At 71.8% G+C, this 25,515-nt stretch carries 24 protein-coding genes; 15 read left to right on the forward strand and 9 right to left on the reverse strand.

Translation table 11 applies throughout. The features are described from left to right. Positions 1–146 precede the first annotated feature (146 nt). Positions 147–533 (reverse strand): VOC family protein, encoded by a 387-nt coding sequence (locus AC0KTA_RS35275; RefSeq protein ID WP_481052252.1) that lies wholly within the window; start codon positions 531–533, stop codon positions 147–149. 128 nt (positions 534–661) lie between these two features. On the opposite strand from AC0KTA_RS35275, the gene AC0KTA_RS35280 reads away from it, so the two are divergent. Further along, positions 662–1,222 carry a GNAT family N-acetyltransferase gene (locus tag AC0KTA_RS35280; RefSeq protein WP_481052253.1) on the forward strand — a complete coding sequence of 187 codons (561 nt, stop codon included), beginning with the start codon at positions 662–664 and terminating at the stop codon, positions 1,220–1,222. Between the two features lie 40 nt (positions 1,223–1,262). Here the strand turns inward: AC0KTA_RS35280 and AC0KTA_RS35285 are convergent, their stop codons facing one another. From AC0KTA_RS35285 to AC0KTA_RS35300, 4 genes are all read right to left on the reverse strand, one after another. Beyond that, positions 1,263–1,946 carry a glycerophosphodiester phosphodiesterase gene (locus tag AC0KTA_RS35285; protein WP_481052254.1) on the reverse strand — a complete coding sequence of 228 codons (684 nt, stop codon included), beginning with the start codon at positions 1,944–1,946 and terminating at the stop codon, positions 1,263–1,265. Positions 1,947–2,040: 94 nt separating this feature from the next. Continuing rightward, on the reverse strand, positions 2,041–2,166 hold the full coding sequence (locus AC0KTA_RS35290) for a hypothetical protein (RefSeq protein WP_277819685.1): 126 nt from the start codon (positions 2,164–2,166) through the stop codon (positions 2,041–2,043). A 77-nt stretch (positions 2,167–2,243) separates the two neighbouring features. Further along, the gene (locus AC0KTA_RS35295) at positions 2,244–2,906 is read right to left on the reverse strand and encodes a PadR family transcriptional regulator (RefSeq protein ID WP_481052255.1); all 663 of its coding nucleotides are present in this window, start codon (positions 2,904–2,906) and stop codon (positions 2,244–2,246) included. A 74-nt stretch (positions 2,907–2,980) separates the two neighbouring features. Then, the gene (locus AC0KTA_RS35300; RefSeq protein ID WP_481052256.1) at positions 2,981–3,706 is read right to left on the reverse strand and encodes a lysophospholipid acyltransferase family protein; all 726 of its coding nucleotides are present in this window, start codon (positions 3,704–3,706) and stop codon (positions 2,981–2,983) included. Between the two features lie 585 nt (positions 3,707–4,291). On the opposite strand from AC0KTA_RS35300, the gene AC0KTA_RS35305 reads away from it, so the two are divergent. The 8 genes from AC0KTA_RS35305 (at position 4,292) to AC0KTA_RS35340 (ending at position 13,822) form a co-directional block, all read left to right on the forward strand. Continuing rightward, positions 4,292–5,428: an LLM class flavin-dependent oxidoreductase gene (locus AC0KTA_RS35305; protein ID WP_481052257.1), complete on the forward strand. Its 1,137-nt coding sequence runs from the start codon at positions 4,292–4,294 to the stop codon at positions 5,426–5,428. Between the two features lies 1 nt (position 5,429). Further along, a complete protein-coding gene (locus tag AC0KTA_RS35310) occupies positions 5,430–6,587 on the forward strand; it encodes an alpha/beta hydrolase (RefSeq protein WP_481052258.1) in 1,158 nt (385 codons plus the stop codon). A gap of 81 nt (positions 6,588–6,668) precedes the next feature. Next, a complete protein-coding gene (locus AC0KTA_RS35315; protein WP_481052259.1) occupies positions 6,669–8,072 on the forward strand; it encodes a DUF6421 family protein in 1,404 nt (467 codons plus the stop codon). 26 nt (positions 8,073–8,098) lie between these two features. After that, complete coding sequence (locus tag AC0KTA_RS35320) at positions 8,099–8,839, forward strand: SDR family NAD(P)-dependent oxidoreductase (RefSeq protein WP_481052260.1); 741 nt, start codon at positions 8,099–8,101, stop codon at positions 8,837–8,839. After that, positions 8,836–9,906: a threonine aldolase family protein gene (locus AC0KTA_RS35325; protein WP_481052261.1), complete on the forward strand. Its 1,071-nt coding sequence runs from the start codon at positions 8,836–8,838 to the stop codon at positions 9,904–9,906. The genes AC0KTA_RS35320 and AC0KTA_RS35325 overlap by 4 nt, the downstream gene beginning before the upstream one ends. 86 nt (positions 9,907–9,992) lie before the next feature. Beyond that, positions 9,993–10,592 (forward strand): transglutaminase domain-containing protein, encoded by a 600-nt coding sequence (locus AC0KTA_RS35330; RefSeq protein WP_481052262.1) that lies wholly within the window; start codon positions 9,993–9,995, stop codon positions 10,590–10,592. A gap of 192 nt (positions 10,593–10,784) precedes the next feature. Further along, complete coding sequence (locus AC0KTA_RS35335; protein ID WP_481052263.1) at positions 10,785–13,028, forward strand: glycosyl hydrolase family 95 catalytic domain-containing protein; 2,244 nt, start codon at positions 10,785–10,787, stop codon at positions 13,026–13,028. Between the two features lie 104 nt (positions 13,029–13,132). Further along, complete coding sequence (locus AC0KTA_RS35340) at positions 13,133–13,822, forward strand: B3/B4 domain-containing protein (RefSeq protein ID WP_481052264.1); 690 nt, start codon at positions 13,133–13,135, stop codon at positions 13,820–13,822. A gap of 49 nt (positions 13,823–13,871) precedes the next feature. On the opposite strand, the gene AC0KTA_RS35345 is transcribed toward AC0KTA_RS35340, so the two are convergent. Further along, entirely contained in the window at positions 13,872–14,600 is a 729-nt protein-coding gene (locus AC0KTA_RS35345) for a lysophospholipid acyltransferase family protein (RefSeq protein ID WP_481052265.1), read from the reverse strand. Between the two features lie 272 nt (positions 14,601–14,872). On the opposite strand from AC0KTA_RS35345, the gene AC0KTA_RS35350 reads away from it, so the two are divergent. The 4 genes from AC0KTA_RS35350 to AC0KTA_RS35365 all read left to right on the forward strand — a co-directional run bounded on the left by AC0KTA_RS35350 (position 14,873) and on the right by AC0KTA_RS35365 (position 18,013). Continuing rightward, positions 14,873–15,199 carry a TlpA family protein disulfide reductase gene (locus AC0KTA_RS35350; protein WP_481056673.1) on the forward strand — a complete coding sequence of 109 codons (327 nt, stop codon included), beginning with the start codon at positions 14,873–14,875 and terminating at the stop codon, positions 15,197–15,199. 260 nt (positions 15,200–15,459) lie between these two features. After that, on the forward strand, positions 15,460–15,966 hold the full coding sequence (locus AC0KTA_RS35355; RefSeq protein ID WP_481052266.1) for a flavin reductase family protein: 507 nt from the start codon (positions 15,460–15,462) through the stop codon (positions 15,964–15,966). 230 nt (positions 15,967–16,196) lie between these two features. Then, complete coding sequence (locus AC0KTA_RS35360) at positions 16,197–16,994, forward strand: electron transfer flavoprotein subunit beta/FixA family protein (protein WP_481052267.1); 798 nt, start codon at positions 16,197–16,199, stop codon at positions 16,992–16,994. Positions 16,995–17,050: 56 nt separating this feature from the next. Further along, a complete protein-coding gene (locus AC0KTA_RS35365) occupies positions 17,051–18,013 on the forward strand; it encodes an electron transfer flavoprotein subunit alpha/FixB family protein (protein WP_481052268.1) in 963 nt (320 codons plus the stop codon). A gap of 91 nt (positions 18,014–18,104) precedes the next feature. Here the strand turns inward: AC0KTA_RS35365 and AC0KTA_RS35370 are convergent, their stop codons facing one another. Continuing rightward, positions 18,105–19,010, reverse strand: coding sequence for an endonuclease/exonuclease/phosphatase family protein (locus AC0KTA_RS35370; RefSeq protein ID WP_481052269.1), 906 nt, complete (start codon positions 19,008–19,010; stop codon positions 18,105–18,107). 261 nt (positions 19,011–19,271) lie between these two features. Here AC0KTA_RS35370 and AC0KTA_RS35375 point away from each other — a divergent pair, with 261 nt between their 5' ends. Together AC0KTA_RS35375 and AC0KTA_RS35380 are read left to right on the forward strand one after the other, a co-directional pair. Next, positions 19,272–20,570 (forward strand): DUF6986 family protein, encoded by a 1,299-nt coding sequence (locus AC0KTA_RS35375; RefSeq protein ID WP_481052270.1) that lies wholly within the window; start codon positions 19,272–19,274, stop codon positions 20,568–20,570. 100 nt (positions 20,571–20,670) lie between these two features. Then, positions 20,671–22,518, forward strand: a complete 1,848-nt coding sequence (locus AC0KTA_RS35380; RefSeq protein ID WP_481052271.1) for a serine/threonine-protein kinase — start codon at positions 20,671–20,673, stop codon at positions 22,516–22,518. 40 nt (positions 22,519–22,558) lie between these two features. On the opposite strand, the gene AC0KTA_RS35385 is transcribed toward AC0KTA_RS35380, so the two are convergent. Together AC0KTA_RS35385 and AC0KTA_RS35390 are read right to left on the reverse strand one after the other, a co-directional pair. Further along, positions 22,559–24,121: a carboxylesterase/lipase family protein gene (locus AC0KTA_RS35385; RefSeq protein ID WP_481052272.1), complete on the reverse strand. Its 1,563-nt coding sequence runs from the start codon at positions 24,119–24,121 to the stop codon at positions 22,559–22,561. Between the two features lies 1 nt (position 24,122). Further along, positions 24,123–25,511, reverse strand: coding sequence for an AMP-binding protein (locus AC0KTA_RS35390; RefSeq protein ID WP_481056674.1), 1,389 nt, complete (start codon positions 25,509–25,511; stop codon positions 24,123–24,125). Between the last annotated feature and the right edge of the window lie 4 nt (positions 25,512–25,515).

Below are 25,515 nucleotides of genomic sequence, written 5' to 3' on the forward strand. Positions count from 1 at the left end.
CTCCTCGATCGACGGCACACCGTCGACGGGTCGATGCCCGGCGGCGGGGCCGCGTACGGGAGCGCACAGAGGTACGGCGGGCGCGCGACGGAGGCGTGGGGCGGCGCCGGGCGGCCGCGCAGGCCACCCCGCGCCGCCCGCCTGCCTCAGGGCCGGTACCGGATCGGATGGTCCTCCGGGACCTCCACCACCGCGATCCGGGTGCCGTCCGGATCCGCGATCCACATCTCGATCAGACCCCAGGGCTCTTTGACCGGCGCCCGCAGGATCTCGACGCCCCGCGCGGACAACTCCTCGTGAGCGGCCGCCACATCCGCGACCTGGAGCCACAGCCGTACCGCCGGGGACGCGGGCGCGTCGGCGCGGCCGGAGACCTCCAGGAAGCCGCCGCCGAGGAAGTAGACGGTGCCGCGTTCGGGACCCGTGCCGAACTCGCGGTACACGGCCAGACCCAGATCGCGGCCGTAGAAGGCGCGGGACCGCTCGGGATCGGTGGGGCGGAGGAGGATTCTGCTGCTCAGTACGTGCACCATGCGGCCGCACCTTAGTGCCGGGTTACCCTCGGCGTTGCGCACCCGCAGCACTCGCAGGACCCGCAGGACCCTCAGGACCCGCAGCACCCCAGCACCGCCGCAGCCCCGGAGATCGGAGACCCGCGCCCATGCACACCGCCCCGCGCCCCAGCACCCACGGCGACCTGACCTTCCGGGACGCCACCGAGGCCGACGTCGACGCGCTCGTCGCGCTCATCGAGTCGGCGTACCGCGGTGACGACAGCCGGGCCGGGTGGACCACGGAGGCGGACATCCTCGAAGGGCAGCGGACCGACCCCGAAGGTGTCGTGGCGGTCATAGCGTCGCCCGCGAGCAAGCTGCTCGCCGTCGAGCGGGAGGGCGCCATCGTCGCCTGCTGCCAGCTGGAACACCGCGGCGAGCACGCCTACTTCGGGATGTTCGCCGTCAGCCCGGCGCTCCAGGGCGCGGGCCTCGGCAAGGTCATCATGGCCGAGGCGGAGCGGACCGCGCACGAGGCGTGGGGCGTGCGCGAGATGCACATGACCGTGATCTCCGTACGCGACGAGCTCATCGCCTGGTACGAGCGGCGCGGCTACCGCCGTACGGGAAAGATGACCCCCTTCCCGTACGGCGACGAGCGCTTCGGCGTTCCGCAGCGCGACGACCTGCAGTTCGAGCTGCTGGTCAAGGAGATCGGGAGCTCCTGACCGGCACTCGGCTCCTGACCGGCACTCGGGGGGCGCGCCCTCAGGCGGTGAAGCGGCCCGTGCGCTTGATCTCCGGGTAGTCCGTCGTCGCGCCGTCCAACTGCAGCGCGCGCACCAGGCGCAGATCGTCCTGGGTGTTCACGACCCAGCCGATGATCCGCAGGTCGGCCTTGCGTGCGTGCTCCACGATCTCCAGCGTCAGGCGCCGGATGTTCAGTACGAGGGTGGTGGCGCCCACGGCGGTGGCGCGCTCCACGACGTCCGTGCCGTAGCGGCTGGCGACGAGCGCCGTCCGCACGCCCGGCACCAGGCGGGCGATCTCGGCGATCGCCTCGTCGTGGAAGGAGAGCACCTCCACCCGGCCGGTCAGGTCGCGCGCGGTCATGACCTCGGCGAGCGCCCGGGCCGCCGCCACATCCTTGATCTCGGCCTGCAGCGGCGCCTTCACGGCGTCCACGATCTCTTCGAAGACGGGGATGCGCTCGCCCTTGCCGGCGTCCAGCTCGCGCAGCTCGGACAGGGTCTTCTCGACGATGGGGCCCCGGCCGTCGGTGGTCCGGCCGACGTCGGCGTCGTGCATGACGACGAGAGCGCCGTCCTTGCTGAGGTGCAGGTCGAGTTCGATGACGTCCAGGCCCGCGGCCTGGGCTGCGACGAACGAACGCAGGGTGTTCTCGGGTTCGACACCCATGACACCGCGATGACCGATGGTGAGGAAGTTCAAGGTTCACTCGCTTCCGTCGACGGCGGCTCGGTACCGCGCGGCTCGGGCGGCTCACGACCCTCAGGGGATGCCCCACACGCGGCAAGGTCGCAGCCTAATGGCCCGCCTCCGCGATGGGACCGTCCCTGCGCGACGGAGTGGAGTCGTCCGGTCTGGTGCCGACGATGCCGAGGACGAGTCCGGTGATGAGGGCGGCGACAAGGACGGCGCGGGTGCTCACGGGTTCGCGGCCTCTCTCGGCGGAGTCGGCTGACCCGGCCCGTCCTACCGCCGCGGAGCCTGTGATCGCGAGTGGTCTCACCCGTGGGTGGGCGGGTCGCCGTGAGGTTGACCGGGCTGTCCCGGGCCCGCGCCGGACGCCTCCGGGCCGGCGTGGGCGTCGAGGCGCGCCAGGTCCGCGAGCAGCGCCTCGGCGAGCTCCAGCTCCGCCTCCAGGTGCCGGGCGCTCCAGCGCAGCGCGATCTGCGGATGGGCCCAGGCCTCGACGCCCTCGGCGTGCTCGAGGGCGCCCGCGACCTCGGCCAACTCGCCCTTGGTGTACGCGATGTGCTCGGTCACCATGGCCCGCAGCCGGGCCGGCTCGGTGAGGTGGCCGAGCCAGACCCGCAGCAGCAGCGGGTGCTTGAGCACCGGCGGGCCCGCGTCGTGACTGCCCGCCGCCCAGGCCGCGAGCGCCGCCCGGCCCGTGTCAGTGATGGCGTACGCCCGGCGCGCACGCGGCTCTTCGGGGCCCGAGCGGCGCGAGGTGGCGTACCCCAGCGCCTCCAGGCGGCGCAGCTCGGCGTAGATCTGGCTGATGGCGGGCGACCAGTAGAAGAAGCGCAGTGAGGAACTGGCCCACTTCTTCAGCTCGTACCCGGTCCGCTCACCCGGGAAGGACAGCAGCCCGAGCACGGCCCACGCGGTCGGCGGCAGCGGTGCGGCGGGCTCGGGCGACGGGATCGGGAGCGGGGCTGCCATGTGCCGCATTGAAGTGAACGGGCCGGTGTGCGCGCAAGACTGCGCCGCAGACCGCCGGGGTCAGGTGGGTGGGCTCACGCGGCCGGTGCCCGTGATGCCGTGACGCGCTCGGCAAGCTCCTTCGTCCGTGCCTCCGCCTTCGCTTCCATCGCGTACTGGTCCACGTACTCCTGGCCGGACAGCGCCAGGATCGCGTACATGATCTCGTCCGTGATGGCCCGCAGCGCGGCGCGCTGGTCCTGCATGCCCGCGTAGCGGGAGAAGTCCAGGGGCTTGCCGAAGCGCAGCGTGATCGGCACGACGCTCGGCACCCTGCGGCCCGCGGGCTGCGCCTCGAACGTGCCGATCATCGCGCAGGGGATCACGGGCACGCCTGAGCGCAGCGCCATCGCCGCGACGCCCACCTTGCCCTTGTAGAGCCGGCCGTCGTGCGAACGCGTCCCCTCCGGGAAGATGCCGAGCAGCCCGCCCCCGTCCAGGACCGCAAGCCCCGACTCGACCCCCGCCTGCCCGGCGCCGTTGCCCGACCGGTCCACGGGGATCGCCCCGATGCCCCGGAAGAACGCCGCGGACAGGCGCCCCTTGAGCCCCTTGCCCGTGAAGTACTCGACCTTGGCGAGGAAGTGGATGCGCCGCCGCAGCGTCACGCCCAGCAGGAACTGGTCGCAGAACGACTGGTGGTTGCCCGCGATGATCGCGGCGCCCGTGTCCGGCACGTGATCGAGTCCCTCGATCCGCGGCCGGAACAGCCACCGCAGCAGCGGGACCAGCACGACGCACTTGAACAAGCGGTAGAACATCCCTGTGAGTCCCCTCCTAGACGGCCCCCGCGTCGGGGAACGCTAATGCCCTCCTGGGGCGCGAGGGAGAACGCATATTCGGCCAGGGCGCGCCTTGCGCGAAAGGGGCTTGAATTCGCGGGAATTGTGTCCGGGTGAACAATTGAGTCGGAGAAATGTTGGGGGCTCAAGGTGCGGGTGCGGCCTGCTGGGCCGGAGCGGTTGGGTGGCTCTGAGCAGGTGTGACGGCCAGGAGATCGGCGGATGTCGCGTCTTCGGAGGGAATGATCGGCGGGCCGGAATTCCCGTCCGATCGTGGGGTGTTCACCTTCTTCGTCGTACGCCGGGTCCGGGGTCTGTATACGGAACCGTCATGACCCCGGCGTGATCCAGCGGTGTGGAGGTATTTCACGCTGGCTGTTCCTGCTTCCCCTTCGGGACTTTCCGGCCCTTCCGCCGCGCGGCGGAAGGGCCCCGCACACCCCTTGCCTCTTACCTCTTGCCTCTTCAAGATCTGACGACTAGTCATATGACTGATCGAAACAACCGGAGCGTCCCGGAGGTAGCTCTCCCTGTCCCGCGCCTGCCCAACTCCTAGGAGGCAACGTGCAGTTCTCCGTCATCTTCGAGGCCCAGCTCGCCGACCCCACGGTGGACCGCGAGCACCAGCTCATCCACGACTGCGTCGAACAGGCCGTCCTGGCCGAGGAGATGGGGTTCGACCGGGTCTGGGCGGTCGAGCACCACTCCCTGAAGTGGTACGCCCACATGAGCGCGCCGGAGGTCTTCCTCACCTGGGTGGCCGCGCGCACGCGCACCATCCGCGTCGGGCACGGCGTCGTCTGCATGCCGTTCCGGTTCAACCACCCGGCGCGGGTGGCCGAGCGGGCCGCGATGCTCGACCTGCTCTCCGGCGGCCGGCTCGACCTGGGGGCGGGCCGCGGCGGCACGGTGCAGGAGACGTCGCTGTGCGGTGTCGACCGGGACCGCACGGCGCAGGAGGTCGAGGAGGCGCTGCGCATCGTCGGCAGGGCCTGGGAGCGGGACGAGCTGGAGCACCACGGCGAGCTGCTCGACATCGGCCCGCACCCGATCCTGCCGCGCCCCGCCCAGGCCCCGCACCCGCCGCTGTTCCTCGCGTGCAGCAGGACCGAGACCCTGACGCAGGCCGCCCAACTCGGCGTCGGCGCCCTGGTGATGGGCTTCGCGGGACCCGAGTCGATCGCCGGGATGCGGCGCGCGTACGACGAGGCCATCGCGGCGCGGACACCGGACCGCTTCGTCTCGAGCGTCGTCAACGACCACTTCGCCGTGCTGTGTCCGACCATCGTGCTCGGCGACCGGGCGGCCGCGCGGCGCGTGGGCCTGCGCGGCCAGCGGTTCTTCGCGCAGTCCATCGCGCACTGGTACGGCGGCGCCGGGCTGCCCGACGAGGCGGTGGTCGAGGGCGCGGACGAGGCGGCCGAGCTGCGCACCGCCGCCGAGCAGGTCGTGGCGCGCCTGAGCGAGCAGGACATCCCGGTGCGCCCGGCGTCCACGGCCGTGTTCCACGCCGACCACGCGTACGGCACGGCGGACGACGCCATCGCCTACGTCGAGCGGCTGCGGGCGGCCGGGGCCGACGAGGTGATGTGCCTCGTCCAGATGGGCACGGTGCCGCAGGAGGCGTGCCTGGAGACGCTGCGGCAGTGGGGCGAGAAGGTCATCCCGCACTTTCGCCCGCGGGGCAGGGAGGCGGCCTGAGATGCGCTCCGATTCACACTCCGGCTCGGGCTCAGGCCCACGTTCCGGCTCGGGGTCCGGTCCACGTTCCGGCTCGCGCTCCGCCCCGAAGGGGTCCGGTCACGCGGCCCGCGCCCCGGAGCTCGCCCCCGAGGCCCGCCCCCTCGTCGACGCGCTCATCACGTACTTCCCCGACCTCGGGGGTGCCGTCACCGACGCTGCCGAGGCGCGCCGCGTCCTGGCCGCCGCGCCCGCCTCGCCGTTTCCGCCGCCCCAGGTCGGCTCGGTCGCGGACCGGGTGATCCCGGGGCCCGCGGGGGCGCCGGACCTCCCTGTACGCGTCTATCTGCCCGAGGCCCCGGGCGAGCCGGGGACGGGCGCGCCGCCCGCGCCGCGGCCCACCGTCGTGTTCTTCCACGGCGGCGGCTGGTCCCTCTGCGACCTGGACACGTACGACGCGACCGCGCGCGGCCTGTGCCGCGGGGCGCGGGCCGCCGTGGTCTCCGTCGACTACCGGCTCGCCCCGGAGCACCCCTTCCCGGCAGCCGTCGAGGACGCGTACGCCGCCGTCGTGTGGACGGCCGCCCATCGCGGCGAACTCGGCGGCGCACAGGGCCCGTTGGTGGTCGCGGGCGACAGCGCGGGCGGAAACCTCGCGACCGTGTCCGCGCTCCGGGCGCGTGACCACGGCGGCCCGGACATCGCGCTGCAGGTGCTGATCTATCCGGCGGTGGACGCCCGCGAGCGCACCCGCCCCGCGGACGGTGAGGCTCCCGGCGGCGACGGCCCCGCCCCCAAGTCCCGCGACAGCTTCCTCACGCCCGCCCACTGCCACTGGTTCCGCGAGCAGTACCTGGGCGCGTACCTGCGAGCCGGAGGCGACCCGGCGGACCCGCGCGTCTCGCCGCTCCTGGCCGACCTCACCGGGCTGCCGCCCGCCCACGTAGTCACCGCGGGCTTCGACCCCCTGCGCGACGAGGGACGCGCCTACGCGGCGCGGCTGAAGGCCGCCGGGGTCGCGGTCACCGAGCGGCACTTCCCGGCCATGTTCCACGGGTTCCTCGGCTTCCCGCCGCTCCTCGCGGATGCCCGTACCGCTCAGGAAGCTGTGACAGAAGCGATCGCCTCGACGATGGGAGGCAGGAAAAACAGCGGCCGGGCAGGGGGTGGGGCAGGATAATTTCCCGGATCTCCTCTTGTTTCGGAGAACCCCGCGCTTATACGGTGTCCCCACGCGAGGTTCTCCCGTAGAGGATGGGTCATGACGGAAATTCTTGTGCAGCCGGTGGAGGAAGGCAGGGACGCCTTCCGTGGCGGACGAGTGGTGGACCACCCGGCCTGGCCGGAACTCAAGAGTGCCGTCGAGGAGATCCGGCCCTGGCAGTCCAAGGACGGCTCGATCGACTTCGAGCGCGAGGACGCCCCGTCCCGGGCCGCCGCCGAGCAGGCCGTCGGCCGTGTCATAGCCGGCGTCGAGGCGCTCAGCCCGCTGCTCCCGCACGACGAGGCGTACCACAAGGCCCTGGTGGCCGACCTGCGCCGCTGGGCGGACGACGGCTTCAAGGTGCCGGACTTCCTGGACGCGCTGCTCGCCTTCCACCCGGCGTCCCGCCGCGAGGACGGCCTGCAGCACCTCGTGGTCTTCCCGATGTACACGCAGAACGGCAACCCGGACCGCAACTTCGAAGCGGTCGTCCTGCGCATGGTGTGGCCCGACTGGCTCGCCGAACTGGAGCGCACGCGCTACGACAACCCGCTGTTCTGCGGCATCACCTTCGAGGACTTCACCGCCGGGTACGACACCAACTCGGCGGTTCTCTTCCCTGAGACGATCGCCGTGCGCGAGGCCCCCGAGCGCTTCACCTGGGGCGGCATCTTCTGCGACCGCGAGGCGGCCCGCTTCCGCCGCGTCACCGAGGCCGCCGTCGACATCCTGGGCATCACGCTGCCCGCCGACGTCCGCGCGATGCTCGACGACCAGGACCGCTGCCAGGAGGCCTTCGTCCTGTGGGACATGGTCCACGACCGCACCCACAGCCACGGCGACCTGCCGTTCGACCCCTTCATGATCAAGCAGCGGCAGCCGTTCTGGATGTACGGCCTCGAGGAGCTGCGGTGCGACCTCACGGCCTTCAAGGAGGCCGTGAAGCTCGAGGCCGACGGCGTGGCGCAGGCCCGCGACGTGCAGTACGCGGTGCTCTTCGACCGGATGTTCCGCTTCCCCGTGACCGGCGCGCGCGTACGCAACTACGACGGCCTGGGCGGCCAGTTGCTCTTCGCCTACCTGCACAAGCACGACGTGGTCCGCTGGACCGACAACAAGCTGAAGATCGACTGGGAGCGCGCGCCCCAGGCCACCAACCAGCTCTGCGCCGAGATCGAGAAGCTCTACCGGGACGGCATCGACCGCCCCAAGCTCGTGCACTGGCTCGCCGGGTACGAACTCGTCTCGACCTACCTCGCCCCGCACCCCGGCTCCCGCTGGGCCAAGGGCCCCGAAGCCCTGGACACGTCGCTGCCGCCGCGAAAACTGGTCGACGACGTGCTTCCGGACGAGTTTCCGCTCAGCATGTTCTATGAGGCGCTCTCCAAAAAGCTGAAGGCTGTGATCGCCTCCACCCAGGGGATCACCGCGGGCTCGGGAGCCGGGAAGGCCGCCGCGTGAGCGGCCGCACCAAGGAGGCGAGGACCATGTCCGCACTTGAGGGAGCCGTAGTCGCGGTCGCCGGAGCCGCGGGCCCCGCGGGCCGCGCGACGCTGCTGAGGCTGGCGGAGGCCGGGGCCACGGTGGTGGCGTCCGACGCCGACGCCGCCCGCCTCGCGGAGGCGGTGGACGCGGCGCGGTACGCGCACGGCGGCGCCACGGTCACCGGCGACACCGTCGACCTGCTCGACCTGGACGCGGCCCGCGCCTGGGCCGACCGCACGGAGAAGGAGTTCGGCCGGATCGACGGCCTGGTGCACCTCGTCGGCGGCTGGCGCGGCAGCGCCACCTTCGCCGAGACCGACCTCGGTGACTGGGACGTACTGGAAGACCTCCTGATCCGTACCGTCCAGCACACGTCGCTCGCCTTCCAGGACGGCCTGCAGCGCAGCGACCGCGGCCGATACGTGCTGATCAGCGCCGCGGGCGCGGCGAAGCCGACGGCGGGCAACGCGGCGTACGCGGCCGCCAAGGCCGCCGCCGAGGCCTGGACGCTGGCGCTCGGCGACGCCTTCCGCAAGGCCGGGGGCGAGGAGGGCCCGCGCGCGGCGGCTGCCATCCTGGTGGTGAAGGCGCTGGTGCACGACGCGATGCGCGCGGAGCGGCCGAGCGCGAAGTTCGCGGGCTTCACCGACGTGAAGGAGCTGGCCGAGGCCATCGCCGGAGTCTGGGAGCGGCCCGCCCCGGAAGTGAACGGAAACCGTCTGTGGCTGACCGAGAAGCCGTGAACCCACCCAAGACCGACGCGCGACGGCATCACGACCCGGACATCCGCGGCTTCGCCAGCGACAACTACGCCGGTGCGCACCCGGAGGTCCTCGCCGCCCTCGCCCTCGCCAACGGCGGCCACCAGATCGCCTACGGCGAGGACGAGTACACCGGGCACCTCCAGCAGGTGATCCGCGGCCATTTCGGCGCGGGCGCGGAGGCCTTCCCGGTGTTCAACGGCACCGGCGCGAACGTCGTCGCCCTGCAGTCGGTCACCGACCGCTGGGGCGCGGTGATCTGTGCGCAGAGCGCGCACATCAACGTCGACGAGGGCGGCGCTCCGGAGAAGGTCGCCGGCATCAAGCTGCTGACCGTGCCGACGCCCGACGGCAAGCTCACCCCCGAGCTGATCGACCGGCAGGCGTTCGGCTGGGAGGACGAGCACCGCGCGATGCCGCAGGTCGTCTCGCTCGCCCAGAACACCGAACTCGGCACCGTCTACACCCCGGACGAGATCCGCGCCATCGTCGAACACGCCCACGGCCACGGCATGCTGGTGCACCTCGACGGCGCGCGGATAGCCAACGCGGCCGCGTCCCTGGACGTCCCGATGCGGACGTTCACCAACGCGGTCGGCGTCGACATCCTCTCGGTCGGCGGCACCAAGAACGGCGCGCTGTTCGGCGAGGCCGTGGTCGTCCTCAACCGGGACGCCGTGCGGCACATGAAGCATCTGCGCAAGCTGTCCATGCAGCTCGCCTCCAAGATGCGGTTCGTCTCCGTGCAGTTGGAGGCGCTCCTCGCCAAGGACCTGTGGCTGCGCAACGCCCGGCACGCCAACGAGATGGCGCAGCGCCTGGCCGAGGGCGTCCGCGCGGTGCACGGCGTGGAGATCCTGTACCCGGTGCAGGCCAACGCCGTCTTCGCGCGGCTGCCGCACGACGTCAGCGAACGCCTGCAGAAGCGCTTCCGGTTCTACTTCTGGGATGAGGCCGCCGGCGACGTCCGCTGGATGTGCTCCTTCGACACCACCGAGGACGACGTGGACGCCTTCGTCGCGGCGCTGAAGGAGGAGATGGCGCGCTAGCCGCACCATCCCAGTAGCAGTATAAGTATGCGGCCGATCGAAAAGTCATTGACTGGCGATCGGCCGCTTTCTTATGCTCGCCGCTCATGGAGCTGATCCAGAACACCTCAGATCTCTCGGCCTATCTGGCCGCGGACGAAGCCATCGACCACACGCATCCGCTGGTGCGGGACACGGCGGCCCGCCTGGCCAAGAGCGCCACCGATTCATACGTATACGCTCGCGCCGCCTTCGAGTTCGTCCGCGACACCATTCCGCACTCCGCGGACTCCGGCGACATGCGCGTGACCTGGCGCGCCTCCGACGTCCTGGAGCAGGGCACCGGCATCTGTCACGCCAAGGCCCACGCGCTCGCCGCGCTGCTGCGCGCCGAGGACATCCCCACGGCGCTCTGCTACCAGCGGCTGGTGCACGACGACGGCAGCGGATTCGTGCTGCACGGCCTGGTCGCCGTCCGCTTCGACGGGGCCTGGCACCGGCAGGACTGCCGCGGCAACAAGCCGGGAGTGGACGCGCAGTTCTCCCTCGACGGGGAGCGCCTGGCGTTCCCCGTGGACGCGGCGGCCGGTGAGGTCGACTACCCGACGCTGTTCGCGGCGCCGAGTCCCGCGCTGCTCGATGTCTTCAGGCGGGCTCCGGACCGGCCGTACCTGTGGAAGACGCTGCCTGACGAACTGCCCGCGTAGGTAATTCATCCGATGTGGTGAGGGTGCAGGGCTGGCTTCTGCACCCTCAAACCCTCTGGTACGTCAGTGAATTGCCGAGTCATCGGATCTATTCCTGTCCGATTCCTTGACGCACCCCCGACCCGCCCCGGATGCTGCCAGCGGCGTGCCCCAACTCGCCCTGTCCACGCTTCCGTTGGAAAGGCCGACGTCATGACCCCGATCTCGCGGCGCGCGTTCGTCGCAGGCACTTCAGGAGCCCTCGTCGCGGCGGGTTCTCCCGTCGCGTGGGGCAGACCGACGGCCGTGGCCCCGGACGACGTCCACGGCGCGCTGCTGCGCGACGCCGCGATGGTGTGGAAGCGCCTGCCCGGCGGCTGGCAGGAGGGGCCGTTCCTCGGCAACGGCTTCCTCGCCGCCCACCTGTACGCCGAGCGCGGCGAGGGCAACGTACTGCGCCTCATGATCAACCACTCGCACGTGCAGGACCAGCGCGGCCAGTGGGAGGCCGCGATCGGCTACTCCCGCCTGGGCGTCGGCTACTTGACGCTGACCTTCGCGGGCACGATCACCGGCGTCGACTGGCGGCTCGACCTCGACAACGCCGAGCTGACCGGGACCGTCACCACGGCGCGCGGCAGTGCCCGGTTCACCGCCCTGATCCTCAGTCACGAAGACGTGCTTCTTGCCTCGTTGGAGCCGAGCGCGGGCGAGCAGGCGGCCGCCTGGGGCTTTACCGCGCTGCCCTCGCGCACCACCCGCACCACCCGCGTCCCGCCCGACTACACCGCGAACCCCGACCCCACCACCGGCCCCGGCTTCGTCGAGCAGCCCCTGCACGCGGGCGGCGGCTACACCACCGCCTGGCACGAGGCCCGCTCCGGCACGAAGAGGCTCCTCGCGGCCACCATCGCGTACGGACATCCGGAGTCGACGGGCCGCGAGCAGGCCCTACGCACGGTGCGGCGCGCCCTGGACGGCTCGCCCGCGTCGGCCGTCGCCCGGCACCGCGACTGGTGGCACGCCTTCTACCGGCGCAGCTTCGTGTCCGTGCCCGACAAGAAGGTGCAGCGATTCTACTGGATCCAGCTCTACAAGCTGGCCTGCGCGACCCGCAGCCACGGGCCGGTCACCCCGGTGTTCGGGCCGTGGTTCCCGGAGAGCGGCAACAACTGGACCAGCATCTGGTGGAACACCAACGTCCAGGTGACGTATCCGGTCGCCAACGGCTCCAACCACCGTGAACTCGACGCCGTCACACCGGCGTTCGCGAAGTACCACCAGAACCTGGAGTCCAACGTCCGGCCGGAGCTGCGCGACGGCGAGACCTACGCCCTGTGCCACCCCGGCGACTGGAAGCTGCGCCCCGGCCCCCGCTACGTCGGCGTCCCGGGCGTGAGCCCCAACGACCACACCGGCAACCTCACCTGGGCCCTGCACAACGCCTGGGTCACCTACCGCCACCACATGGACGACGACGTCCTGCGTCACGTCATCCGCCCCGTCCTCACCAAGGCCGTCAACTACTACGCCCGCCACCTCACCGAAGGCACCGACGGCCGCCTGCACCTGCCCGAGACCCGCTCACCGGAGTACGCCAACGCCTCCGACTGCACCTACGACCTGTCGCTGCTGCGCTGGGGCGTGGGCGCGCTGCTCGACTCCGTACGGCGGCTGCGCAGCGGCGATCCGCACGAGAAGCAGTGGCGCGACATCCGCGACCGGCTCGTGCCGTACCACGAGAACGAGAACGGCGTCATGATCGGCGACGGTGTCCCGCTCGCCGATTCGCACCGTCACTTCTCGCATCTGCTGTGGCTCTATCCGCTCCAGGAGAAGCTCGACCGGCGCACCTTCGACCATTGGGCGAGCAGGCAGGAGCGCTGGCACGGCTACAGCTACGCGGCCGCGTCCTCCATGGAGACACTCTTCGGCAAGCCCGAACAGGCGCTGCGCCACCTGCGGTTCTTCCTCGACGGCAACGTCACCGACAAGTGCGCGATGACGCCCAACACCATGTACCGCGAGGGCTCCAACTTCGCCCTGGAGAGCTCGATCAGCGCGGGCCAGTCGCTCCTCGACATGCTGACGCAGAGCCACGGGGGAGTGGTGAAGATCTTCCCCGCGGTGTCCGGAACGTGGCGGGACGCCAGCCTGCAGCGGGTGCGTACGCAGGGCGCGTTCCTGGTCGACGCCTCGCGGCGCGACGGGCGCACGGAGTGGATGCGGGTGGAGAGCGAGGCCGGGGAGCCGCTGCGGCTGCGGCACGGCATCACCGGCGCGATCGACGTACGCGACGAACGCGGGCGGCCGCTGCCGTACTCGGGACGCGACGTCATCAGCGTGCCGCTGCGGCGCGGGCAGTCGGCGGTGATCACGCCCAAGGGGTCCCGGCCGTCGCCGCGCCCGCGCGACGTCCCGGCGAACGGCACGGAGCCGGCGTGGGGGCTGCCGTAGCGGCAAAGGGCGCCGTGGGGACCCGGAAAGTTCAGGGCAGTGCACTGGGCAGTGCTCTATGCTGTACTTCCGTCGATTCCCGCGAACCAAGGCAGACGCAGACCATGACGCTCACCCTCACCGTGTCCGACGAGGTGCGCACGCTCGCGCCCGGCTTCACCCACGTCGCCATCGAGGCGTACGACCTCGTCGGCGGCCCCAGCACCGACGGCACCTCGGCCCTGCTCGACGACGCCGCCCGCCGCCTCGCCGCGCGCCTCGGCGGACGCGCCCCGCACGAGGACCCGCACATGGCGGCCTGGCGCGCCGCGTACACGGCCTTCGGCGCCAAGCCCTCGCGCACCCGCAACTCCGCCGAGGCGCTGGCCAAGCGCGCGCTCGCGGACGGGGGACTGCCGCGGATCAACGCGCTGGTCGACGTCTACAACGCGATCAGCGTGGCGCACCTGATCCCCGTCGGCGGCGAGGACCTGGACCGCATCAAGGGCGACATGCGTCTGGTGCGGGCCACCGGTGACGAGGACTTCGTGACGATGGCGGCGGGCGAGCCCGTCGTCGAGCACCCGGAGCCCGGCGAGGTCGTCTGGCGGGACGAGGAGGGCGTCACCTGCCGCCGCTGGAACTGGCGGCAGGGCCCGCGCACCCGCCTCACGGAGGAGACCGTGAACGCGATCTTCCTGCTCGAGGGCATGGGCCCGGACGCCGGTCTCGCGGCGGCGGGGGCCGAGCTCGCCGAGCTCCTGGAGAAGGTCAGCCCCGGGGCACGGATCACCGTGCACGAGCCGACGGGCTGACCGGCACCGGCTCACCGAGGCCGCACACCCGGGGCGGCCCCGGGGTGAGTCAGAGTGCCTCGGCGGCGCGGACCTCGGCGGGCGTCGGGGCCGTGCCCCCGAGGTGGGCCGGCATCCACCAGGTGTCCTCCGGGCCCTTGGGGCGCACGGGGTAGGCACGCTGCGCGGCCTCCAGGAGCTCCTGGCAGCGCTCGCGCAGGCGGCGCGTGATCGCGCCCGCGTACTGGTCCTTGGGGGCCTCGACGCGCTCGCCGACGCGGATCGTGATCGGGATGTGCTGGCGCTTGAAGTTGCGCGGGTGGCCCTTCGTCCACAGCCGCTGCGTGCCCCACAGCGCCATCGGGATCAGCGGGACGCCGGCCTCCTGCGCCAGGCGCGCGGCGCCCGACTTGAACGACTTCAGCGTGAACGACTGCGAGATCGTCGCCTCGGGGAAGACGCCGATGATTTCTCCGGAGCGCAGCGAGTCCAGCGCGTGGGCGTAGGCCGTCTCACCCTGCTTGCGGTCCACCGGGATGTGCTTCATGCCGCGCATCAGCGGGCCCGAGATCTTGTGGCGGAACACCGACTCCTTGGCCATGAAGCGCACCAGGCGCTTCTGGGGCAGTGCGGCGAGGCCGTCGAAGATGAAGTCCAGGTAGCTGATGTGGTTGCTCACCAGGACCGCCCCGCCCGTGCGCGGAATGTTCTCGGATCCCTTGCAGTCGATCTTCAGATCCAGCGCCTTGAAGAAGGTCTTGGCGGCGCCGATGACCGGTCGGTAGACGAGTTCTGCCATGGGTGGGGAGGGCCCTTCGTCTCTGCCGAGGGAGAGGGCCCTTGGCAGGAAGCTAAGTTACGGATCCGTAGGGTCTACGGCTCCGCCAGATCGTGCCCCAAGAACGAACGACTGGCCAGCGATGGTGCCCGTATTGCGCGAGATTCTCGTCACGTCGGAATCTTTCCGCACGCGCGCGTGCTCTACGAAAAGACGTATGCGGTGCCCTTGATGCGGGGTGGATCGGCGCCTCCGGTGGGGGCGGGGAAAGGCGGGAGGCGCGCGTGACAGGAGTGCGGTCGGGTGAGGCCGGACAGCGACTCGGCGCGGGAGAACTCGGCGCGGAGCTGGGCGACAGGGCCACGCTCGTCCAGTTCTCCAGCGCGTTCTGCCAGCCGTGCCGGGCCACCCGCAGAGTCCTCGCCGACGTCGCCGCCCTGGTCCCCGGCGTCGCGCACGTGGAGATCGACGCCGAGGGCGCTCTCGATCTCGTACGCGCCCTGCGCATCGACAGGACGCCGACAGTGCTCGTCCTCGACGCCGGGGGCCGCGTGGTGCGCCGTGCGGCCGGGCAGCCGCGCAAGTCCGATGTGATCGCGGCGCTAGGGGCGGCGATATGACCACGCACTACATGGCCACGGGCGAGATGGTCCTGGGTATGCCCCCTGGCCGACACGACCCTGGGAGCGTGATGGATCTTTCATATCCCGGAACGGACTTGACTGTACGCGCCACCTGTCGTCAGCCTGCTGACATGCCCCCGGAGCCCCTTCTCTTCGAGCGTGTCCACGTGGACCTCGCGCGCCATGCCAGTGCGCGCTGTTGGTCCAGCTGAGCAGCCACGGACCCGCTCGTACCTCCCGCAGAAGGACACAACTCCATGACGGCCACGCCCGACCTCTCCGCCCCCCGGCTCGCGAGCCCCGACCTGCTGCGCTCCGTCTTCCGGCGGCACGCCGCCGGAGTCGCCGTGATCACCGCCCGCGGCACGGATCCCGTCGGCTTCACCGCCACCTCGCTCACCTCGGTCTCCGCCGAGCCGCCGATGATCTCCTTCGGCATCGGGACCGGGGCCTCCAGCTGGCCCGCGATATCCCGGGCCGAACACGTCGGCGTCCACATCCTCGACGAGCACCAGCACGAACTCGCCACCACCTTCGCGCGCAGCGGCGCCGACCGCTTCGGCGCGCCCACGCGCTGGCACGACGGGCCGCACGGCGTGCCCGTGCTCGAAGGCGTACTCGCGTGGCTGGTGTGCCGGATCGTGGCGCGGGTGCCCGCCGGGGACCACCGGGTGGTGCTCGCCGAGGCGGTCGCCGGTGATCCCTCGGGGGCGGGCCGCCCGCTGCTGTACCACCAGGGGCGCTTCAACGCGCTGCGTGACTGAGAGTTCCCGCTGACGCGGGGTGCGCGCGATTACGGAGCGTTGCAAACGTCACAGTTCAAAGCGCTTGCTTAGTGGGAAAGTACTGGGTGTACTCATGAGTAATATTCCGGTTGGAGCGGGGGCCGCCCCAACCGGGACCCGCCGCTTCAGGCGCCTATGCTGCCTGCAAGAAGGCAGTGGCCCGATGCCGGGGCAGCAGCCCAGTAATGACGATGTGTAGGAGAGCCGGCGTGAGCTTGAGGATCGTTGTCTGTGTGAAGTACGTGCCCGACGCCACCGGCGACCGGCACTTCGCCGAGGACCTGACCGTCGACCGCGACGACGTGGACGGTCTGCTCTCGGAGCTCGACGAGTACGCGGTCGAGCAGGCCCTGCAGATCAAGGAAGCGGCGGACGACGACGCCGAGATCACGGTCCTCACCGTCGGCCCCGAGGACGCCAAGGACGCGCTGCGCAAGGCTCTTTCGATGGGCGCCGACAAGGCCGTCCACGTCGAGGACGACGACCTGCACGGCACGGACGTCATGGGCACCTCGCTGGTGCTGGCCAAGGCCGTCGAGGAGACCGGGTACGACCTCGTCATCGCCGGTATGGCCTCCACCGACGGCACCATGGGCGTGCTGCCCGCGATCCTCGCCGAGCGCCTGGGCGTGCCGCAGGTGACGCTGCTCTCCGAGGTCTCCGTGGAGGGCGGCGCCGGTGGCGTCGTCAAGGGCCGCCGTGACGGCGACACCGCGTCGGAGCAGCTCGAGGCGTCGCTGCCGGCCGTCGTGTCCGTGACGGACCAGTCGGGCGAGGCCCGCTACCCCTCCTTCAAGGGCATCATGGCCGCCAAGAAGAAGCCGGTGAAGTCGCTCGACCTGGACGACCTGGACATCGACGCCGAGACTGTCGGCCTCGAGGGCGCCTGGACGAAGGTCGACTCCGCCGCCGAGCGTCCCGCGCGCACCGCGGGCACGATCGTCAAGGACGAGGGCGAGGGCGGCAAGCAGCTCGCGGAGTTCCTCGCCGGCCAGAAGTTCATCTGAGCTTCAGTCACCCCTCACACCCCAACTTCTTCGTAATCGCAGGAGATTGAAGTCCCATGGCTGAAGTTCTCGTCTATGTCGACCACGTCGACGGCGCCGTCCGCAAGCCCACCCTGGAGCTGCTGACGCTGGCCCGCCGCATCGGCGAGCCCGTCGCCGTCGCGCTCGGCGCCGGCGCCGAGGCCACCGCCGCCACGCTCGCCGAGCACGGCGCGGTGAAGGTGCTCACCGCCGACGCCCCCGAGTTCGCCGACTACCTGGTCGTACCGAAGGTGGACGCCCTCCAGGCCGCGTACGAGGCCGTCTCCCCGGCCGCCGTCCTGGTGCCGTCGTCCGCCGAGGGCAAGGAGATCGCGGCCCGCCTCGCGGTCCGCATCGAGTCCGGCATCATCACCGACGCCATCGACCTGGAGGCCGGCGACGAGGGCCCGGTGGCCACGCAGTCCGTGTTCGCGGCCGCGTTCACCACCAAGTCCCGCATCTCCAAGGGCACCCCGGTCATCACCGTGAAGCCCAACTCGGCGCCGGTCGAGGCCGCCCCGGCCGCGGGCGCGGTCGAGGCCCTGTCCGTGTCGTTCTCCGCGCAGGCCACCGGCACCAAGGTCACCTCGCGCACCCCGCGCGAGTCGACCGGCCGCCCCGAGCTGACCGAGGCCGCGATCGTGGTCTCCGGCGGCCGCGGCGTCAACGGCGCCGAGAACTTCGCGATCATCGAGGCGCTCGCCGACTCCCTCGGTGCCGCCGTCGGCGCTTCCCGCGCCGCCGTCGACGCCGGCTGGTACCCGCACTCCAACCAGGTCGGCCAGACCGGCAAGTCCGTGTCGCCGCAGCTCTACATCGCCTCCGGCATCTCCGGCGCGATCCAGCACCGCGCCGGCATGCAGACCTCGAAGACCATCGTGGCCATCAACAAGGACGCCGAGGCCCCGATCTTCGACCTCGTCGACTACGGCGTGGTCGGCGACCTCTTCGAGGTCGTCCCGCAGCTCACCGAAGAGGTCAAGTCCCGCAAGGGCTGAGCCCCTTCACCCGTACGAGGCCCCCGCTCGCGCCGCGCGCGAAGTCGGGGGCCTCGGCGCGTGCGGACGGCCTCGTCGTGGCGGGCCAGTGTCACAGCGTCAAGCTGGCCTGCACCGGCAGATGATCGCTCGGGAACTGCCCGCCGAGCGAGAACGTGTTGATCGCGGCCGCGTGCACCCGGGTTCTGGGCGTCGCCAGGATCCAGTCGATGCGGTCGCCGTCCGGCACCAGCGGCTTGTAGCCGTGGAAGGTGGCGTATTGCTTGCTGCGCTCGTCCGCCGCGTCCCAGGTGTCCACGAGGCCGGCGTCGAGCATCGTGTCGTACACCGGGTTCTTGTGGGCCGCGACGTTGAAGTCACCGGTGACGATCAGCGGCAGCGACCGGTCGAGGCCCGCGACGCGGTCGGAGATCAGGTGCGCGGCGCGGGTGCGCGCGTACTGACTGGCGTTGTCCAGATGGGTGTTGAGGAAGTACAGCTCGCGGTCCGTGCGCCGGTCCAGGAAGCGGACCCAGGTCACCATGCGGATCGAGCCGCCGCCCCAGGTGTTGGAGCCGATCACGTCCGGCGTGTCCGAGAGCCAGAAGTGGTCGTACGCGACGGGCAGCAGCCTGCGCGTGTCGTAGTAGACCGTCATGAACTCGTCGCGGCTGCCGCCCGCGCGGCCCGTGCCGATCCAGGCATAGTGCTGCCCCAGGTCCTCGGCGATGTCCTGCACCTGCTGGTACAGACCCTCCTGCGTGCCCACGAGGTGCGGCCGCGCGCGCCGCAGCAGCTCCCGCGTCACCGGGCGCCGGTCGGCCCAGGTGTTCGGCGGGGTCGTGCTCGCGTAGCGGAGGTTGAAGGACATCACCTCCAGGCGGCGGCCCGGACGCTCCACCGCGCGGGCGGGGGAGGCGGCCATCGCGGTCGCGAGCAGTGGCACCGTGAGGGCGGCAGCCGTGGCGGCCGCCGTCCGCAGGCCGGAGCGGCGGGTCACTTCGGGGTCGGTCGGCACGCGGGCTCCTTCATTCGGTCGCGGTCGGGCCCCGGGCGGGCGCGGTCGGGCGTCGGGGCGGGTCCCGGGGTCAGGTTGGAGTGCGCCCACCGGAGTGTGGAAGCACCATCTGAGACACGCGTGAACACTCGGGGACCGGCACACGAGAGGGTGTTGACCAGCGGGAAGGTACACGGATAACTTCACCATACGGATTCTCGATTCCATCCAGCGGAAACGCCGCGGGATGAACGCTTCACGACGACAGCGGAGGGTGCACGGATGGGGCAGCAGGAGAACGTGGCGACGAGCATCGCAGGCGCGGTCAGCGAAGGCATCAGCGCCTCGCTCGCGCCGGTCGACGCGGAGCTCGAGCGCCGCTACCCCGGAGACCCCGGAACCCGCCAGCCCGTGCACACCGTGTATGTACCCGGCGAGGTGTTCGCCGCCGACACCATCCGCTCCTGGGGCGACCAGGCACTCGCCGCGCTCGACGAGCACGCGCCCGACGCCGCGTCCTTCGCCGCCGTCCTCGGCCTCGCCGACGAGCTCGCGGAGCCCGTCTACGCGCGCGTGCGCGCCAAGCTGGAGCGCGAGCCCGTGGAAGACCTGCGCGTCGACTTCGAGGACGGCTACGGCGGGCGCACCGACGCCGACGAGGACACCCACGCCGCCCGCGCGGCCCGCCTGATCGCCGAGGCGTACGCGAACGGCACGGCCGCCCCGTACATGGGCATCCGCATGAAGTGCATGGAGGCGGCGGTCCGCGACCGGGGCATCCGCACCCTCGACGTCTTCCTGTCCGGCCTCATGGAGGCGGGCGGGCTCCCCGACGGCCTCGTCCTGACGCTGCCCAAGGTGACGTACGCCGAGCAGGTCACCGCGATGGTGCGGCTCCTGGAGGAGTTCGAGAAGGCGCGCGGCCTCGCCCCCGGCCGGATCGGCTTCGAGATCCAGATCGAGACCAGCCAGTCCATCCTCGCCGCCGACGGCACCGCCGCCGTCGCCCGCATGATCGACGCCGCCGAGGGCCGCGCCACCGGCCTGCACTACGGCACCTTCGACTACAGCGCCTGCCTCGGCGTCTCCGCCGCCTACCAGGCCAGCGACCACCCCGCCGCCGACCACGCCAAGGCCGTCATGCAGGTCGCCGCCGCGGGCACCGGCGTGCGCGTGTCCGACGGCTCCACGAACGTGCTGCCCGTCGGCCCCACCGCGAAGGTCCACGACGCCTGGCGGCTGCACTACGGCCTCACCCGGCGCGCCCTGGCCCGCGCCTACTACCAGGGCTGGGACATGCACCCCGGCCACATCCCCACGCGGTACGCGGCCGTCTTCGCCTTCTACCGCGAGGGCTTCGAGCAGGCCGCCGCCCGCCTCGCCGCCTACGCCAACCGCACCGGCGGTGACATCGCCGACGAGCCCGCCACCGCCAAGGCGCTCGCCGGGTACCTGCTGCGCGGCCTCGACTGCGGGGCGCTCGACACGGCGGAGGTCACCCGGCTGACCGGGCTGACGCTGGCCGGACTCCAGGTGTACGCGGGTCCGCGGCGCGGGGACCTCACGCCGTCGGCGAAGTAGTGGCTGAGCGTCGCGAGACGCTCCCCACCGGCTGTCACTCCTGCCCCGTACCCTGTACGCCACAGCACTGGCACGACGGCGTCACAGGGACGGGGCAGCGGTGTCTTCGGGGGAACAGGAACGGACGGACGGGGTCGGCCGACTGCTGGCCGGGCGCTACCGCGTCCTCGCGCAGCTCGGGCGCGGCGGCATGGGCGTCGTGTGGCGCGCCGTCGACGAGGTCCTGCACCGCGAGGTCGCGGTCAAGGAACTGCGTACGTACACGGACGCGGGCGGGTCCGAACTCGCCGATCTGCGGCTGCGGATGCAGCGCGAGGCGCGCGCCGCCGCCCGCGTGCGCCATCCCGGAGTCGTCGCCGTGCACGACGTGGCGGAGGTCGACGGGCGGCCGCTGATCGTCATGGAGCTGGTCGAAGGACCCTCCCTGGACGACGTCCTGCGCGAGCGCGGCCCGCTCGGTCCGCGCGAGGCCGCGGCCATCGGCGGCAAGGTCATGGAGGCGCTCGCCGCCGCCCACCGCGCCGGCGTCCTGCACCGCGACGTGAAGCCCGGCAACATCCTCCTGGAGACCGGCGGCCGCGTCGTCCTCACCGACTTCGGCATCGCCACCATGGAGGACCCCGGCGACGGCTCGGCCACGCACCTCACCCGCAGCGGCGAACTCGTCGGTTCTCTGGACTACTTGGCGCCCGAGCGCGCCCAGGGCCAGGAGCCAGGACCCGCCTCGGACGTCTGGGCGCTCGGCGCCACGCTGTACGCGGCCGTGGAGGGCGCCTCGCCGTTCCGGCGCACGTCGACGTGGTCCACGCTCACCGCCATCGTCGTCGAGCCCCTGCCGGTGCCGCTCCGCGCGGGGCCCCTCATGCCCGTCCTGCGGCTGCTCATGGACAAGGATCCGCAGGCCCGGCCGGACGCGGAGGGGGCGCGGCGGCTGCTGGAGCAGGTGGCTTCGGGGGTGGCTGTGTCGGCGGAGGCGCAGGCGCAGGGTGAGGCTGCTGGGGCCGGGGCGCCGACGGGGCCTGTCGGGTACGCGGAGTCGTCCGCGCAAGGCGTCGGTGACGGGCAGCAGCGTGAGCCCACGGTGCGGCACGTGCCGACCGCGCCGCCGCCCGGATTCGGTCCGCCTCCCGCCCCCGGAGACCCCGCGGCGTTCGGGGCGCCGGGTGCATCGCCCGGCGAGCCGATACCGATACCGACACCCGCACCGGAACCGTCCGGACGGCGTGCCGCGCGGGCGGGACGACCGCGCAAGGGCAAGGCACTGCTGGCCGCGGCGGCCGTGGCCGTCGTCCTCGCGGCGACGGGCGTGACCGTGGCGGCGCTGTCCGGCGGGGACGACAAGAAGGACCGGGCACAGGACTCCCAGGAGGCCGGGAGCACGGCCGAGCCCGGCTCCGACGCGAGCCGGGGCGCGATGGACACCTCGGACGGCTCGAAGCCCTCGAAGCAGGGCGACAAGAAACCGAAGGCCTCCAAAGACGCCGCACGGCCCGACAAGGCGGGCAAGGACCGCGACGGCGGGGGAGCCGAGCGGGACGGGACGTCGGACAAGGGCGGAGGTTCTGGTTCCGAGTCCTCGGACAAGCCCACGGAACGCCCCAAGGAGTCGTCGAAGCCGCCCAAGGACGATACGTCCGGCGGCGGTTCAAGCGACGGCGGCTCCGATCCCGTGTGCCACTCGGCGGGCGGCGGTAAGTACAACTGCTCGGTGTGGCAGACCGCCAAGTCATACACGGCCTCGGGCACCGAGGCGGGCATCCTCAACGCCGGCACCAACTACTTCTACTGCCAGCAGAACCTGGGCCGCCGCGAGACGCACGGCCAGTGGACGAACGTCTGGTGGGCCAAGACGGACGACGACAGCGGCAACACGAACGTGTTCGTGAGCGACGTGTACATCCGCGGCGGAGACAACGACAAGCCGCTGCCGGGGCTGCCGGTGTGCTGAGCCCGGCCTCGGGCAACACGGTGACCACGAGCCGTCACCGTCACCAGGGCGGCGGGAACGTCCTGGCCCAGGCCGCGCGGCGGGCGGCGAAAGGGTCGGTGACCGCGCGGGGCGGGTGGCCGAAGAGCAGGGTGCTCCGTTCGGCGTCGGTGTAGGCGGGCCACGGGCCGACTCCGGGCACTTCGGGGATGCCCGTACGGCAGAAGGTGATCCAGGCCGTGCTCGCGGCCGCCGCGAGGGTGGCGTTGGCCGGGTTGCGTGAGATCAGCGCGGCATGACGCAGGTTGGCGAAGAAGAACGGGACGTCCTCTCCGTGGCTGCCGGTGCCTCCCGCGAAGACGTAGGAGTAGGTCGGGGCGGTCGAGGTCGTGCTGCGGGCCGAGGCCAGGGCCAGGGTCGGAAACCGGTAGCGCACGTCGGTGGTGATCGCGACCGCGAGGGCGTGAGCCGTGTCCCGTGGACGTTCGCGTCGGTACGCGCGGACCAGGCCGGTCACGTCGCGGCGCGCGATCTGTGAGCAGCGGCGGGCGAGTTCGGCGTCACCGAGGCCCTCCCAGGAGGGGGCCGCGTCGATGATGCGGGTCGTCTCGTTCAGGGTGTTGCCGATCATCACGGGCAGGTGCGGGGCCGCGCCGGCGGCCAGGTCGGCGTAGCCGCGTTGCTCGGTGGGATCGCCGTCGGCCGTGGGCTGGAACGCATGGCCGTGGTCGGCCCGCAGCCGGGCTTGGGCGTCGAGCAGTCGGTTCACCGGCACGTCGGCCAGGAGCTCGGGCCGGTCGACGGGAATGCCGAGGTGGCGCAGCACCATGCGGGCCGCGTCCTCCGCGGGCAGGCCGTCGGCCGGGAGGGGCGGGGGCGGGCTGACCAGGATGGCGCGCCGGAACGGTGGCTCGGGTGCGGTGGCGGACAGCAGGGCCACAGCCCGGGAGACCCCGCGCGAACCGCCGGCCAGGGTGATGTTCGTCGGGTCGCCGCCGAAGGACTCCACGTTGTGCCGCAGCCAGTTCAGCGCGGCCCGCAGGTCGAGCAGTCCGGCCCGACCGGACGTGGCGTACTCCGGCAGGCGCGTCCAGCCCAGGTCGAGATGGCCGAAGATGCCGAGCCGGTGATTGACCGTCACCACCACCAGCTCGCCCGCGCGGGCGAGAGCCGCACCCTCGAACCGTGGCCAGTCTCCCGCGCCGAAGTCGGTGCCACCGTGCAGCCAGACCAGCACCGGGCGGCGGGACGAAGGGCGGGGGTCGGACGTCCAGACGTTGAGGACGAGGCAGTCCTCGCCCTGGTTGGCGACCTCGGTGGGAATGCCCAGCAGTGGCAGCAGCGAGACCACGGCCGCGCGGGCGCCCAGCGCTTCGGCCAGCGGCCGTTGCGGGGAGGCCGGGCCGTACGACGTCGCTTCCCGCACACCCGCCCATCCTGGGTGCGGGCGAGGGGGCCGGAACCGCGATCGGCCCGCCGTGGTGTCGGCATAGGGCACGCCGAGGAAGGCGTGCACTCCGTCCACGGACATCCCCCGCACCCGGCCCGAGCCGGTGTCTACGACACGTCCTTCGGCAGGGCCTTCGGAGCACCCACGTTCCTCGGCAGATCCTTCGGCGCACATGTCAGAGCGCCTCGAGGAGCGTCCGCAGGCGCTTCAGGTCCACCTTGCCGGAGGCGGTACGCGGCAGCCTTGCCACCGCACGCAGCGGAAGGCACTCCGCCGGCAGTTCGAGCGCGCGCAGCACGTTCAGCCAGGCGTCACGGAAGGGCTCGCTGTCGCCCTCGACGAACACGACCGCGCTGTCGCCGACGGCCGGCACCACCGCGGACGGACCCACGACGGCGAGGCGCCGCTCGATCTCCTCCGGAAGGATCCGCTTGCCGTACAGCTTGATCTGCCGGTCCTTGCGGCCCAGCACGTACAGCATCCCGCGGTCGAGGCGGCCCAGGTCGCCGGTGTGCAGCACGTCGCCCACGGTGTCCCCGGCGGCCAGGTCGGCGCGCGAGGACGCGTAACCCATCATCACGTTCGGGCCCCGGTAGACGATTTCCCCGACGCCGTCGCCGTCGCTCCCGCTCAGCCAGACCCGCCCGCCGGGCACCGGCCGGCCGACCGAGCCGAGATGGTCGAACAGCTCGTCCGGGGTGAGACAGCACATCCGTGCGGTGGCCTCCGTCGCCCCGTACATCGGGCAGAAGCCACCGCCGTGGTCGGCCATCAGCCGGCCGAAGTGTGCGGCAAGGACCGGCTCCAGCGCACCGCCGGCCTGATAGGCGAGGCGCAGCGCGGGATAGCGGGCCGGTCGCCAGTCCCTGCTGTGCAGCAGTCGCCAAGTCATGGGCACCGCGCCGAGGTTGGTCACACCGGCGCGAGTGAACACCTGCCAGAACCGTCGGGACGTGGGGCTGAGCCTGGACAGCACCAGCGGGGCGTCGGCTGCCAGGTGTGTGTTCACGATGGACAGGCCGAAGCTGTAGTCGAAGGGGAGCGAAGTGATCCCGACGTCGCTCCGGCGGATTCCCAGCGCGGCCACGATCGATGCGGCGTTGGCGGACAGGTTCGCGAACGACAGCCGCACGGTCTTCGGGCGGCCCAGCGAGCCCGACGTGGTGAGCAGCGCCGCCAGCTCGGGGTGGACGGCCGAGGCGGCGCGGGTCTCGCGACGGAGTATCCGGGCCCCGCACAGCCGCCCTTGGGCCACCCGGTAGTTCGCCGGTACGGGATCGGTCCCGGCGTCGACGACGTACTCCGGCTGATATGTGTCGAGGAGGTCGTCCCGCGCGGCGGCTTCCGGATTCTCCTTGATCAGGACGGCATGGCCGAGATCGAGGGCCGCGAGGTAGGTCAGCAGGCCGGGCAGATCGCGCCCGGTGAAGATCGCCACCAGTACCTTGTCCGGTCCGGCGAGACCGCGCCAGACCGCATCGAGGCCGGCCGCGATGGACTCGGCCGGTACGGCCTCGCCGCCGTCGATGAGCGCCGGGCTCCCGGCAAGGCGCAGCGACCGCATGTCC

The organism is Streptomyces sp. Y309 (assembly GCF_056712025.1).